General features: G+C 71.9%; 17 protein-coding genes. 3 read left to right on the top strand and 14 right to left on the bottom strand.

The genetic code is table 11. The features are described 5' to 3' along the window. Positions 1-231: 231 nt before the first annotated feature. The 9 genes from ACFY0X_RS36580 to ACFY0X_RS36620 form a co-directional block, all read right to left on the bottom strand. Entirely contained in the window at positions 232-507 is a 276-nt protein-coding gene (locus ACFY0X_RS36580; protein WP_387760838.1) for a hypothetical protein, read from the bottom strand. After that, positions 500-802, bottom strand: a complete 303-nt coding sequence (locus ACFY0X_RS36585; RefSeq protein WP_387760839.1) for a hypothetical protein — start codon at positions 800-802, stop codon at positions 500-502. The genes ACFY0X_RS36580 and ACFY0X_RS36585 overlap by 8 nt, the downstream gene beginning before the upstream one ends. Positions 803-925: 123 nt before the next feature. Continuing rightward, positions 926-1,201 carry a hypothetical protein gene (locus ACFY0X_RS36590; protein ID WP_387760840.1) on the bottom strand — a complete coding sequence of 92 codons (276 nt, stop codon included), beginning with the start codon at positions 1,199-1,201 and terminating at the stop codon, positions 926-928. A gap of 24 nt (positions 1,202-1,225) precedes the next feature. Then, positions 1,226-1,486 carry a hypothetical protein gene (locus ACFY0X_RS36595; RefSeq protein WP_387760841.1) on the bottom strand — a complete coding sequence of 87 codons (261 nt, stop codon included), beginning with the start codon at positions 1,484-1,486 and terminating at the stop codon, positions 1,226-1,228. Between the two features lie 34 nt (positions 1,487-1,520). After that, entirely contained in the window at positions 1,521-2,036 is a 516-nt protein-coding gene (locus tag ACFY0X_RS36600; RefSeq protein WP_387760842.1) for a hypothetical protein, read from the bottom strand. Continuing rightward, entirely contained in the window at positions 2,033-2,530 is a 498-nt protein-coding gene (locus ACFY0X_RS36605; RefSeq protein ID WP_387760843.1) for a hypothetical protein, read from the bottom strand. The genes ACFY0X_RS36600 and ACFY0X_RS36605 overlap by 4 nt, the downstream gene beginning before the upstream one ends. A gap of 345 nt (positions 2,531-2,875) precedes the next feature. Continuing rightward, positions 2,876-3,376, bottom strand: coding sequence for a hypothetical protein (locus ACFY0X_RS36610; protein ID WP_387760844.1), 501 nt, complete (start codon positions 3,374-3,376; stop codon positions 2,876-2,878). Continuing rightward, complete coding sequence (locus ACFY0X_RS36615) at positions 3,373-3,852, bottom strand: ATP-binding protein (RefSeq protein WP_387760845.1); 480 nt, start codon at positions 3,850-3,852, stop codon at positions 3,373-3,375. The genes ACFY0X_RS36610 and ACFY0X_RS36615 overlap by 4 nt, the downstream gene beginning before the upstream one ends. Positions 3,853-3,911: 59 nt before the next feature. Next, positions 3,912-4,307: an STAS domain-containing protein gene (locus ACFY0X_RS36620; RefSeq protein WP_387760846.1), complete on the bottom strand. Its 396-nt coding sequence runs from the start codon at positions 4,305-4,307 to the stop codon at positions 3,912-3,914. A 764-nt stretch (positions 4,308-5,071) separates the two neighbouring features. Between ACFY0X_RS36620 and ACFY0X_RS36625 the strand changes: the two genes are divergently transcribed. Then, on the top strand, positions 5,072-6,166 hold the full coding sequence (locus ACFY0X_RS36625) for a hypothetical protein (protein WP_387760847.1): 1,095 nt from the start codon (positions 5,072-5,074) through the stop codon (positions 6,164-6,166). Between the two features lie 103 nt (positions 6,167-6,269). Here the strand turns inward: ACFY0X_RS36625 and ACFY0X_RS36630 are convergent, their stop codons facing one another. Beyond that, positions 6,270-6,956: an RDD family protein gene (locus ACFY0X_RS36630; RefSeq protein ID WP_387760848.1), complete on the bottom strand. Its 687-nt coding sequence runs from the start codon at positions 6,954-6,956 to the stop codon at positions 6,270-6,272. A 188-nt stretch (positions 6,957-7,144) separates the two neighbouring features. On the opposite strand from ACFY0X_RS36630, the gene ACFY0X_RS36635 reads away from it, so the two are divergent. Further along, the gene (locus ACFY0X_RS36635) at positions 7,145-7,417 is read left to right on the top strand and encodes a hypothetical protein (protein ID WP_387760849.1); all 273 of its coding nucleotides are present in this window, start codon (positions 7,145-7,147) and stop codon (positions 7,415-7,417) included. A 96-nt stretch (positions 7,418-7,513) separates the two neighbouring features. After that, positions 7,514-9,274: an ATP-dependent endonuclease gene (locus ACFY0X_RS36640; RefSeq protein WP_387760850.1), complete on the top strand. Its 1,761-nt coding sequence runs from the start codon at positions 7,514-7,516 to the stop codon at positions 9,272-9,274. A gap of 125 nt (positions 9,275-9,399) precedes the next feature. Here the strand turns inward: ACFY0X_RS36640 and ACFY0X_RS36645 are convergent, their stop codons facing one another. The 4 genes from ACFY0X_RS36645 to ACFY0X_RS36660 form a co-directional block, all read right to left on the bottom strand. Next, complete coding sequence (locus ACFY0X_RS36645; RefSeq protein ID WP_387760851.1) at positions 9,400-9,636, bottom strand: hypothetical protein; 237 nt, start codon at positions 9,634-9,636, stop codon at positions 9,400-9,402. A 303-nt stretch (positions 9,637-9,939) separates the two neighbouring features. Next, positions 9,940-10,896, bottom strand: coding sequence for an ATP-dependent DNA ligase (locus tag ACFY0X_RS36650; RefSeq protein WP_387760852.1), 957 nt, complete (start codon positions 10,894-10,896; stop codon positions 9,940-9,942). 437 nt (positions 10,897-11,333) lie between these two features. Further along, a complete protein-coding gene (locus ACFY0X_RS36655) occupies positions 11,334-11,768 on the bottom strand; it encodes a hypothetical protein (RefSeq protein WP_387760853.1) in 435 nt (144 codons plus the stop codon). Further along, positions 11,765-12,100 carry a hypothetical protein gene (locus ACFY0X_RS36660; RefSeq protein WP_387760854.1) on the bottom strand — a complete coding sequence of 112 codons (336 nt, stop codon included), beginning with the start codon at positions 12,098-12,100 and terminating at the stop codon, positions 11,765-11,767. Before ACFY0X_RS36660 ends, ACFY0X_RS36655 begins: the two co-directional genes overlap by 4 nt. Between the last annotated feature and the right edge of the window lie 494 nt (positions 12,101-12,594).

Consider the following 12,594-nt stretch of genomic DNA (forward strand, 5'->3'; position numbering starts at 1 on the left):
GCTCTTCGGTCGTCACAACCCGATGCTGGACACCCTTCCTGCATGCCCGGAGCAGAACCGGCAAACCCAGCCCACTTCGGAACTACTCGTCTAGGGCGGCAGGAAAGTCGCCGGCGGCGCGGGCGAGGATGGTGACGGCGGGCCCTGGCAGCATGCCCTGGCCGAGCCAGGTGGCCGCCCGGGAGCCGGGCCCCGCCGGGGCCCGGCTCGGGGCAGGGTCGATGCGGCTTGTCAGAGGGGGATGACGCGGGTGAGGCGTACGACGTGGCTGTGCTGGTCGATGACATATTCGACCAGGCCGCGTCCGTGGGGAATGGGGAGCCGGCGCCAGTCGCCGGCGCTGTCGCGGGCGCTGCCCTCCGGCAGCCACGGGTCCTCGGCGATCGCGACGGTGAGCGCGACGATCGCGGAGAACAACTCGACCGGCAGGCCGGGATCGGACAGGGCGTCCTGGACGGCTTCGGACGGCAGGACCGGCCACAGGTCGTCCGGGTCTTCGCTACTCACCCGGCAGGTCCCCGCCCCGGTCACGGCGCAGCCGCAGGACGTCGGCCATGGTGCCGGTGGGCAGGGTGCCGTTGCGGGCGGCGGCGATGACGCGGTCCTGGTCGGGGTCGCTGTCCATCTCCGCTTCGCACCACCAGCGGTTGAGGACCGCTACGGCCTGGTCGATGGGGGCCTGGCCGAGCTCGCGGTAGAACTCCATCCGGCGGCCGCCCTGCAGCGCGGCGGCGATGCCGTCGGGGGTGCGGGGCACCCGAGGCTGCGGCTGCGGGGGGTGGTGCACGGGTTGGACGCTCATCGGGCTCCTCCTGCCTCTGCCTCTCGGCACCACCGTATCCGCTTTCGGCCGGCTGGCGGGCCGTGCCTGCCGCAGTAGCCCCCCGGTCGTCGCGAGGGCGTCGGCCGGGGGGCTGGTCGGCTTCTAGCGGCCGCTGGCGCGCAGGCGGTCCTGGCGGGCGTTGACGAGGGCGCGCCACCGTTCCCGGACGGCCTGGTCGCCGTCGTACCAGCGGGCGCCGGAGGGGAAGTCGAGGTCGCGGCCGGCCATGAAGTGGGCGATGTCGGTGTAGTAGGTGTAGTCGTGGCCGCGGGTGAGCTGGTCCAAGTCGCGGATCGCGGCGTCCAGGCCGTTGTGCACCCCTGTCGCCGATGAGGACTCGCTGCCGGCTGCTGCCCGGCGGTCAAGATCACCTGTCAAACGGTCAAGGTCTCCTGTCAGAGGTCAGTCGGGCAGCGGAGCGGCCGCCTCGATCGCGGCGAGCAGGCGAACGCGGACAGCGCTGGCGGCTTCGCGGGTTGCTGGGTCCGGGTCTTCCAGCTGCGCGGCGATCAGCTCAGCGGCTGCGGCGAGGACCGGCACGGGCACCGTGGCCTCGCGCAGGTGGAGGAGTTGGGAGGCAGCGCGTTCGCCTGGCGTGGCCTTGGCGCGGGCGTCGGGGATCAGGGCGCTGATGCCGCGGGGCAGGGGCTGGGTGCTGGTCACCCGGCCTATTCTCCCGCGTGCCGGGCGGTGGTGATCACCACGGTCGGTCGTCTGGCGGTCCGCCGGGAAGGGGGCCGTGGTGGTGGCGGGCGACGGCCTCCAGCAGTGCCTGGCGGGCCTGGCGCCAGCGGACGTCCTCGGTTCGGCCGGCGTCGGCGGCGAAGTTGGGCAGCGGCCGCTCCTGCGCGGCCGGGGTGAGCCGGCTGCCGAGCTCGCCGATCGCCTGCTGCCAGTGGTCGAGCTGCCCGTACAGGCCGCGCACGAGCTCGTCGACGGCGCCGGCCGGGTCGCCACCGAAGGAGCGCGCCTCGGTGGCGGCCTCGGCGAGGACGTCCTCGTCCAGGCCCTCGAAGGCGTCCCGCCACGGCTCGGCCCGCTGCTCGAACTCTTCCAGCGCGGTGCGCAGGGCGTTGTCGACGGCGGCCGGTGACCACGGCGGCGGGGTGCGGGGCGCGCGGACGGTGTCGGCCAGGACCAGCTCGGCGCCGGGGCCGAGGGCCCGTCGGGCGCGGCCGGGCCGCGCTCCGGGGCCGGCGGTGCTGGGATTCACCGGCCGGGCTGGGCGGCGCGGCCGGCGGCGACGGCGTCGTCCATCACGTGGGCGAGGTGGGGCAGCTCGCGCTCGTACCAGGTGAGCGCGGTGCCCGGCATCGCGAGGGCGAGGGCGGCGACGGCGGCCAGGGCGATCCGCTCCCCGCCGGTGAGCTCCGGGACGGTCTCCAGGTTGGTCGCGCCGAGCAGTACGCCGCCGTCCAGGCGGTAACGCAGCTCGGCGGCGAGGTCGTTGTCGTTGCCGGGGACGATCTCGCGGGTGCAGGTCTGCTCGATCGCGTCGGCGGTCAGCTCAAGCACCCGCCCGTGCGCCTCGACCGGCTGGCGGCACGCGAGCTCGCGCACCCAGGCCGCCGCCCGCTCCCCGGCCGCCGCGGCCGCCTGCAGGCCGGCGTGCTCCTCCTCGGTCAGCTCCTCCCCGGCCGGCGCGGGCTCGGGCCCGGCGTCGAGCGAGGTGGGGGTCGGCAGCCAGGACAGTGAAGAGGTCGTCATGCCAGTGGCAACCGGTGCGGGGCCCGGCCGGTCACGGGTGCGCAAGGCGACCCGTACGGCGACGGTGCGAAGTCGGCCGCTACCCGTCGGAGCGACGGCTTGTGCCGACGCGTCGTAGTCGTCACCGACGGCGGGAGGTGACGTGGGTGAACTGCGCGGTGAAGCACGGTGGTTGTCACCGTTTCAGCACGCTACTTGTCACCTGCGGACGATGCTGAGCGGTGCTGTCACCTGCTGTTCGTTGACGATCAGTTTCGCTCTACCTGGTCCTGCGGTGACGGCGAACGGCCCGGATCACCTGCGGCCGACCTCCCGGGTGGTCCGACCCGCCGGGAGGTCGGCGGGTCAGGCGGTGGTGATGCGGGCGAGGGTGTCGCGGATGCGGCGCACCGCCTGCTCGGCGTCGGCGTACTGGGCGGCGGTTGGCTCGATGGCTCCGAAGGCGCGTCCGCCGTCGGCGGGCAGGGCCCGCCAGTGCAGCACGGGGGTCAGCGCGGTGCTGGCGGCGGCGAGGAACCAGGCCATCGGGCCGTGGACGCGGGCCAGGGCGATGGCGAGCGCGGCGAGGGCTTCGCGCAGGTGTTCCAGCCGGTCGATCGGCGCCATCTTCTGCTGGACGTCCGGGGGGTGGATGACGGCGGTCAGCTCGGAGGCGGTCTTCCCGGCCAGCACGCGGTCCGCCGCACCTACCTCCCACACGCCCTCGCGGATCTGTTCCTCGGCTTCCCGGGTCAGGTTTTCGATCTCCCCGCGCATGTCCACCGCGGCAGCGTAGCGGGCTGCGGCGGACGCCCGCTGCTGGGCCACGAGCCGGGCCCGCAGGCGGTGGGCGGGCTGGGTGTTCACTGCTCACCGCCTTCTCGGGGCCCCGTGGCTGCCGGGCCGGCCCCGTTTGGGGCCGGCCGCTGGGCGGGGAGGGGGAGGTGGGCCCAGACGGTCTTGCCACCGGTGGCGGGGGTGGTGCCCCAGGCGGTGGCGATGGTGTCGATGATGCGCAGTCCGCGCCCGCGGGGCTCGTGCGGCGAGGGGTGGCGCAGGGTAGGTGGTGCCGGTGAGGTGTCGGCGACTTCGATGCGCAGGCCAGCTTCCGGGGTGAAGGCGAGGGTCAGGTCAGTGGGGCCGTTCGCGTGGTCGACGGCGTTGGCCAGGAGTTCGGCCACCACCAGCAGCGCGTCCTGCACGGCGGCCCGGTCGGGGGCGGGCGGGCGGTGTTCGAGGACGGTGCGGGTGAAGTCCATGCCGTGGCGCACCCTTCCGGGGCCGGGGTTCGGGGCGAACGCGAGGTGGTAGCGGGCGGCCGGGGCGGCCGGGTGTGGTGGCATGTGGTGTCCGAACGGGAGCGGATCGTCGCGAATCATGCGTCTGCCCTGTCGGCCCGGCCTTAGACGGCCGGGGCATGCGGCAGCTGCCGCAGCGCCTGCTTGACGGTCGGGTGGAGGGGGAAGACCTGGTCGGCCTGGGTGATCCGCAGCACCTGGCGCACCGGCTCGGTGGGCGCGGCCAGCACCAGCGGCACGCCGCGCCGTCCGGCTTCGCGGCGGGCGTGCAGGAGGGCGTTGAGGGCACTGGAGGTGAACAGGGTGGTCTGCGACAGGTCGACCACCAGCAGCGCGGGGTCCTCGGCGAGTGCGCGGGCCAGGGCAGCCTGGAGCTCGCGCTCGTTGTCCATGTGCAGATCGCCGAGGGGCGTGCACACCACCGCGTCGTCGACGGCGGTTACCCCGGCGAGAAGGTCGGCTTCCGGCCCCGGGCGCGCGTGGTAGTGGTTGGTCGTCATGGGACGCCTCCTGGCCCCCCGAAGGCTCCACCACCAACTGGAGGCGGCGGGCCGGGGCTAGGAACCCACGCGGGATGCGGGGAGACGTCGCAGCGACAGCCGACGGGCACCCGGCCGCCACGATGACGGAAACCGGTATGTCTACACACCTACCCTCCAGGCCACCGCCGACGCAACCGGCCGCGTCAAGGTTCACTCAACATCCACCTTGCGAAGATCACCGCTTCCGCTCATCCGCGGCCGGGCACGAGGTGGCGGCACAGCCGGTCCGGGATGCTCGCCCGGGACGCCCCGTACGCACGGCACGGGCCTTGTACCCGCGTGCGGTGGGCGCCCCACGGCCCGCCGAGCCCACCACGCGCGCCTCAACCCGAGGGCGGTGACAACTACCCCGTTCACCGAGCCCAGGACGGCCGCTGCGTGCGCTGCGCCGTCCCGTGGCCGTGCGCCCCCGTGCGGAGCACCGCGTGAAGCCGCCGTCCGCCCAGGACGCCGGGCCCGCCGTTCTCGGCTGCCGTACGGGACCGCGGGGCCGCACCTACCGCGTCGCCGCCGACGGCACCCGCTACGGCCGCACGCCCAAGGCTGGCCTCACCGCCGCGCCCCCGGCCGATCCCGACGCCTACCACCCGCTGGCCGCTGTGCCAGTGCCCGCTCTGCCGCACCGAGCGGGAGCTGACCTCCCGGCACCACGGACCGAGGGCCGGGGCGCACGCACGCGTTCCGGCCCTTCCGACGTCCCGGGAGCCCGTACCATGTCGATCATGGAAAGCCCCACGCGAGCCATCGAAGACGAGGACCAGACCGACGACGGCGCCCGCTGCGGATGGTGCAGGAAGCCCATCCGCGCCACCGGCCCCGGCCAGCGTCCCGGCTACTGCCCGGGGCGCAGCTGCTCCTCCAAGGCCTACCGCGCCCGCCGCCAGGCCCGCCAGGACGCCGTCCTGGCCGCCGCCGCCGATGGCACGCGCGAGCCATCAACGATGTTCAACGCCGAGGCCGCCGAACAGCTCGCCCGCCTCGGGGCCCTGGCCGAGCGCACCGCCCGCCGGCTCGCCGGAGACCTGGACGCAGGGGCGGCTCCGATGCACCTACGGGTGAGCCTGTCCGCCCTCACCCAGGCCGCCCAGAGCCTGCTCGCCCACGCGCGCACTGCCGTCCAGCAGGCCGAGGCCGGTCTGCCGGGGCAGCCGGCAGCACCCGGTCTTGATGGCACGCGCGCGGCATCGTCCGGGAAGACCGCGCCCAACCTTGACGGCACGCGCGTGGCACCGTCCGACGGGGTCGGACTTCCGGAGCCAGCCGACCCGCCCACCTCGCTGCTGCCACCGGCACCCCGGCCCGCAACCTACGGCCCCGCCACCCCAGAAGCCACGCGCGTGCCATCAAGAGACGGCGGCCTGGCCGTACGGGAAGCGCAGCCCCCCACCCCGACGGCACCGACAACCGAGCAGCGCGCCGAAATCGCCAACACCGTTCCCGACACCATCGACCGGATAGCCCGGCACACCCCGCCCCCCGCCCAGCCGACACCACCGCCACCGCCGCAGCTCGCCCTGGACACCCGCATCAGCGCCCTCAGCCCCGAATTCCTCGGCGACCCCGACCAGCACACCGACCTCGGCGACGGACTGACCCTGCACGGCTGGGCCGCCTACCCCCGCGTCGCCACGATCGAGCAACGCGGACGCACGATCGCCTGGATCGAAGAAGGCGTCCGCGGCCCCGCCGGATGGGCAGTCCTGGTCGAAGGCCGACTCGTCGTAGACCGAGTCGACCACCGCCCCCTGCTCGCCGAGACCAACCAGGACGCGATCGCCCTGCTGCGCCTCGCGCTGCGCCAGGGCGTGGTGCGCTGACCGGATCTGACGGCCCGCCCGGCCGCCGGACGGGGCCTGAACCAAAGCCGCAGGTCAATCCACCGAGCGGCATCGGTCGTCGGCGGCTGGGCGCATCTCGATCTCACCTGGGCTGCGCGATCGACTCGATCAGCTCACGTCGGACGACCACCGTCCGCGAGATGCCGTCCGCCCACGTCTGCCGCCGGGGATGGACCAGCGGGCGTAGGTACCCGGCGCCCGCCGGGAGGGCGTCCAGGATGTGCAGCAGCCCGCGCAGGATGCTGCGGGCCGGGCCCACCGGCGCCCCTGTCTCCTCGTCGACCGTCACTACCCCCGTGAGCCGCTGCCCGAGGCTCTCACCGGTCCGGCCGCGCTCCGTCCACTGGACGACCAGCCAGGCCGCGCCCACCGCCCAGTAGCCGCCCGCCAGCCACCCGCGGACGTCCACGCTCGCCAGCAGCGCCAGCAGCTGCACGGCAGCGAACGCCGGTGCCGCCAGGTGCAGCACCGCCAGGTACGCCGTCATCAAACCGCCGGCAATCCCGAGGTCGATCCCAGCCGCCGTCGCGCGCGCCGCCCATCCGGCCAGGCCTGGGATCGCCGCCGCCTTCAGGCGGCGAGGCTGCGGCAGGGCCGGTACCACCGGGTGCGGGGTCGGCGGCACCGCAGGCGCCCACCACGGAGCTGCCGGCGGACCCGAGGCCAACGGTTGGAAGACCGGTCGGCAGCCGGAGGAGTCGTTCATGATCCGGACAACGATGCAGCTGCGGACTGGTGCCGTGCGGGCCCGCCGAACGGGTCGGCCCATACCGGCACCGACAGCGGGACCGCCGCCACCGACCTCCGACGCGCCCGAAGTGTTCGCCGACCATGCCGCCGCCCCCGGTACCGCGGTCGGGACGAAGGCCAGGACGCCGAGCTCGAACCGGCCTGGTGGTGACCCGGCGTCCCCGCCTTCGCCGCGCGGTGTCGGTGCCGGCTGGGAGGCTGGGCAGCATGGATGACGAGGCACTGCTGCGGGGCCGGGTCTACGGCGCCGACCACGACGACCCCGACCCCGGCCCCCGGCCCGGTCGCGCGTACCGCGAGCTCGTCGGCGGCCCGCTCGACGGCCTCCTCCTGGACGTCACCGGCTGGGACACCGACCAACTCGCCGACGGCGCCGCACTTGCCACTGAGATCGGCCGCTACGGCGCCGGCGGCCGCGCCCACTACGAACCCCGCCCGACAGATCCGGCCCGCTGGGACTGGGCCGGCGACACCCCCTGACCCGATCCCAGCTCGCTGACCTCAGAAACCCTGCCGGACAGTCAGGGTCTCGCGGTACCGTGGCGCCCCCGCAAACGCATGAGCAAGGGATCAACCGTGGCGTTCTCGTTTCGCGTCGACAAGATGACCCTCACCGATGGCACCGTCGTCTCCGCCCCGGCGAACGGGATGACGGTATTCATCGGCCCCAACAACAGTGGAAAGTCTGTGTTGCTGGGAGAAATCGCCAGCCATCTTGCCAGCTACCCCGGACCGGCCTCCACGACCCGGTGGCTGAGAGAAATGGAAGTCGAGGACGAGGGAACACAAGAGGATTTCCTTCAATACCTGCACAGCGTCGGAATGGTGCCCCGCGTCCGGCCGGAGGGTCCGTACTATCCTCTGCAAGGCCGCCATGTCACCCCGATGACTGAAATGGGAATCCCGGAGCACATGCTGACGGCGTGCTGGAGCAGCCGTACCTACGGACAGATCGCTTCCCTGCTGTTGTCGACGCAGTGGACTGTCGACCGGCTGCAGGACCAGACGAGCGCCACCCAGTTGAACCGGATGAACCCGCCGTCCCACCCCACTCAGTACCTCAGGACTGAGCCGTCGGCGCTCGCGGAGTTCTCCCGGCTGATCGAGAGTGCCTTCGGCACCCCGATCTCGATGAACCGCTACGACGAGCAGGGCCTTCGGCTCACAATCAACCACCCGGAACTCCCCACCGACGCGGACCCCGCTTCCTACGAGTACTGGGACGCCTACAGGGCCCTCGACGGAGTCGCGGCCCAGGGCGACGGCTTCCGCAGCTTCATCAACCTCCTCCTCCACACGCTTGTACGCCCCACACCCGTCATCGTCATCGACGAGCCGGAAGCCTTCCTCCACCCACCACAGGCACGACTCCTCGGCCGCATCCTCGCCGAGCGCACCCCCTCCCCGTGCCAGGTGTTCGTCGCCACCCACAGCGCCGACTTCCTCAGCGGCGTCCTCGAAGCCACCACCAAACCCGTAGCCCTCGTCCGACTCACCCGCACAACAGCAGGCCCCCGCGCAAACCAACTGGACCCCGAAGACGTCGCCAGCATCCTCCGCACCCCGATGCTGCGCTACTCCAACATCATCGCCGGCCTTTTCCACGACGGCGTCGTGCTCGGAGAATCCGCCGGAGACTGCCAGTTCTATGCCGCAACCATCGACGCACTTAAGAACAACGACCACCCCAGCGCCAACCTGGTATTCCTCCACACCGGCGGCAAGCACCTCCTCGCCGACACCGCAGCCAGGCTGCGCAAATGTGGTATACCCGTCGCCGTCATTACCGATCTGGATCTCCTCAACGACAAGGGAACACTGAAAACAGCCCTCACCGCCGCAGGCGGGGACTGGGAACAGATTTCGGCCGACTTTGACATCCTCGATCGACACATGCGGGACGAGAAGACCGTTATCACCGCTGCTGCGGTCAAGAGGCGAATTCTTGAGACACTCGGAGACCCGAAGGACGGCACCCTGCTCACGGAGAAACAGGCTGAAGAAATTAGAGGCATGCTCAAGGCCACCAGCAGCTGGTCCAACCTCAAGAAGGCCGGCCTGCCGCTTCTCAGTAGTTCTCCGGCCTATATGGCCGCCAAAAGAAGCTTCGACGTCCTCGCCGAACGGGGTATTTTCGCGGTGCCAGTTGGCGAACTCGAAAAATGGGTTCCTGAGGCGGCAGTGAAGAAGAACCGATGGCTTGCTTACGTTTTCGAGAACGGCTACCACCTCAAGCCGTCCGATGAACTACGCCGGTTCTGCGAACGGATCACAAGCTATCTGAGCACCGCTGCTGCAACAGGCTCCTCCGCCCCGGCCGTCCCCGACGCTCAGTAGCGCAACCAGAACTTCCTGAGTTCCGGCACGCGGCCCGACCACGCAGCTCCGCCGACCAGCCACAGGGCTACGCATCCGGCGGCCTCGATCACGAGGCCGAGGCCGCCGGCCGGGCGGTGGGTTGGTCAGGCCGCGGAGGCCTGCGAGGCGTCGTCGGGGCGGCCGGCTTGCTTGAGGGCCATCTCCGTCTTGTGCCGGTTCCCTGCCCCGGCCCAGTACGGGTGGGCGTACAGCTCGGCACCCACCGCGGCGAACGCGGACCGCGCCTGCTCGGTCGGATCGGCCACCCAGTCGGCCTCGGCGGCGTACCACCGGCGCTGGAGGTCGAGCAGGTCAGCGGGGAAATCAATGGCATCGGACACGACGCCCATCGTAGGTCGCACACCCGTACGGCCGACCGCACGGCACCCCGAAGTCCCAGTCGGCTCGCATGCCCGGAGCCCACGCTTCCGGATGGCATGTTCGCGGCCGAAAACTCCCAGGTCACAGCCCTAGCCACCAGCCGATCAGCGGGCCTAGCATTCCCTCCACGACGGCCCCACCACAACACCACCGGGCCGCCGAGCAGCACAGCAGCGCCACGCCCCGGGCGCTGCTGACCTCCCACCGGCCGGGCCCCGCGGAACACCCCTGCTCCCCACGGGCCCGGCCGGCTGCGCCCCACGTCAGCCGCGAAGCCCTCGCCACACCGGTTGCCGGAGCCGGCCGGCGTCGGTGAGTTCCAGGAACTCGACTTCGGCGTGGAGCTCGGGCCGGACGAACCGCACTTCGGTGCCGCGCGGCAGCCCCAGGCTGGCGCCGGTGGTGAACGGTGACACCGGGACGGTGAGGCGGCGCAGGGTGGCGGCCAGGGCGCGTCTCTCGGCGGTGACCATGCCGCTGCTGACCGAGCCGACGAACAGGAGCCGGCCGTCGTCGGCTGTGGAGGGGACGCCGACCAGGACGGCGCGCACCGAGGTACCGCCCGGGCCGCCGGGCAGCCAGCCGCCGATGACGACGTCCGCTACCCGCAGGTGCTTGATCTTGGTCCAGTCCCGGGAGCGGGCACCGGGCCAGTAGAGGGAGTCGAGCCGCTTGGCGACGACGCCCTCCAGCCGGTGTTCGCGGGTCCAGCCGTAGGCCTCGGTGACCGAGTCCCACACCGGCGGTACCCGCAGGTGCGGCCGGTCCAGCTCCAGGGCTTCCAGGAGGTCACGCCGGCGCGCGTACGGTTCGTCGAGCAGTGACCGCTCGCCGGTGTGCAGGAGGTCGAACGCGACGTACAGGGCTGGTGCGGCGGTCGCGCCGGCCCGCACCGCGGCCGGGCGGGTGCGGTGGATGCGGCCCTGCAGCGCGCCGAACGACGGGACGCCGGAGCGCATCACGACCAGCTCGCCGTCCAGGATCAGTGGGCCGCGGACTTCCGTGAGCGCGTCGGCGACCTCGGGGAATCGGTCGGTGAAGTCCACACCGGAGCGGCCCAGCAACCGCACCGGCGCGGCCTCGGGCACGTACGCGACGCACCGCGCCCCGTCCCACTTCACCTCTGCGACCCACCCGGTTCCGGACGGCAGCGCTCCGGCCGTCGCCAGCATCGGCTCGATGTGGGGCAGCCGCACCCGTGCGGACCCTCGGGCACTCACACCCCAAGGGTGCCGCCGAACCCCACCCGGAGCGGAACCGGATACACCCATCCGCCAGCCCCGAGGTGGTGCGTGCTGGGTGGCTGGCGGACGGGTTCAATGCCGGGATTCGCCAAACGGCGCGGCTGGCGGCGACGGCCTGGTCGAGATGCTCCGCGAGCCGGGGCAACTGGGTGACTGGACACCCGAACGATGTCGCGGGCACCCGGGCGCGCTCCGAAGGCCACCTCGATGCCCCTCACCCTGCCACGCACCCACGCCCGTTTCGACCCGCGGCACGGGCCTGAACGCGCCCGAACGCCCCCGTGGCGGCCTGGCACGGCCACCCTGGCCCCGTACGGCCCCGGCGGTGATTCCGCCCCGCTGGCGGCCTGTCAGGGCCCGGGGTGGCTGTTGTTCGGCAGCCACCCCGGCGACCGACGCCGCAGCAGGCGGCATCAATCAGCTGCCCTGGAGCGGTGGCGATACGCCTTCTGTTTGCAGGCCCTGGAGCAGAAGCGCTGGGGCCGCCCGCCGCGTCGGCTTTGCAGTGGGACCGTCGGCTCCTGGCACTGCTCGCAGGGGTGGAACAGCCTCATCTCCACCGCCCGTACCGCCGCCTTCAGGTTGGGCGGCAGACCGTCGGCCAGGTCCCGGATTTCACCCCAGCTCCATTGCTGGTCCAGGGCGTATCGGCTATGACCGTTCCACTGTCCGAGCAGCGCCGTCCGCGTCACACCGGTCTGTCGGCGGACCTCGGCCTCCGAGAGGTCCATGGTGGCGACCAGGAGGATGAGGGCATCGATGCGGTCCGATGCCTCCGGACTGAACGTCAGGGCGTTAGTAGTCGCGGTCCGGGCCGTGGGATCGCTGGGAACCGAGCGGCGGGTCACTCGGCACCGCCGGCGGGCGCAGCGGTGGCGCCGTGGTCGACGACCTGCCCGGGGATGACCGGGGCGGGTGCCGATGCGCTCGCACTCTGCTGCTGGCCGAGTTGCAGCCCGCGCAGGGGAGCGGTGAGTTCACGCACGCCCTGGTGGCGGGGCGTGAACTTCTCCACGGCGCCGATCAGCATGGTGAACCGCCCGACCATGTCGGGCATGTCCTGGGCCCGCGTCCGGCTCACGCACACCCGCACGATGTACGCGATCAGGACCGCCAGCACGACGATGGAGCCCAGAACGAGGGTGACCACCAGGGCCGCGATGACGAGGGCAGTGTCCAAGGTTTTCTCCTTTGGAACGACGAAAGGCCCCCGCAGCGGCGGAGGCCTTGAGAACGAGCTGGGTCTGTCAGGGCAACAAAAAAGCCCTGCAACAAGCAGGGCTTCAATAGGACAGGACACAAGTGTGCCTACAGGCCCCAGTGTCGCAAAAAGTCGTCTCCTCGTCAAAAGCCCATCTGAGCTGGGAGAATGCGCCCGTTTGGCAATAATAACGGGCCCGGAGGTTACGTAACACCGCCCTTCACGCCTTCTCAAAACGGACATCAGAGTCGACGGTGGGCCCGTGCGGGGCTTCCGCCACGCCCCTGAGGTTTGAGGGGGGTGTAGTTGAGGTGTGGGGTGGTGTGTGGGCTGGGGTTTTGTGGGTGGGGTGAGAACGGGCGTGTGGGGGTTGGTGGGCTTAGAAGTCGTTGTCTTTCCGATAATGACGGGTGCGTTTCCGCTGGTCAGGCGTAGTGCCGGTGCCTCGGTGGCAGAGACGGGTTGTCGTGTCG

Origin of the sequence: Kitasatospora sp. NPDC001547 (assembly GCF_042894165.1) — a bacterium.
Lineage (GTDB): Bacteria > Actinomycetota > Actinomycetes > Streptomycetales > Streptomycetaceae > Kitasatospora.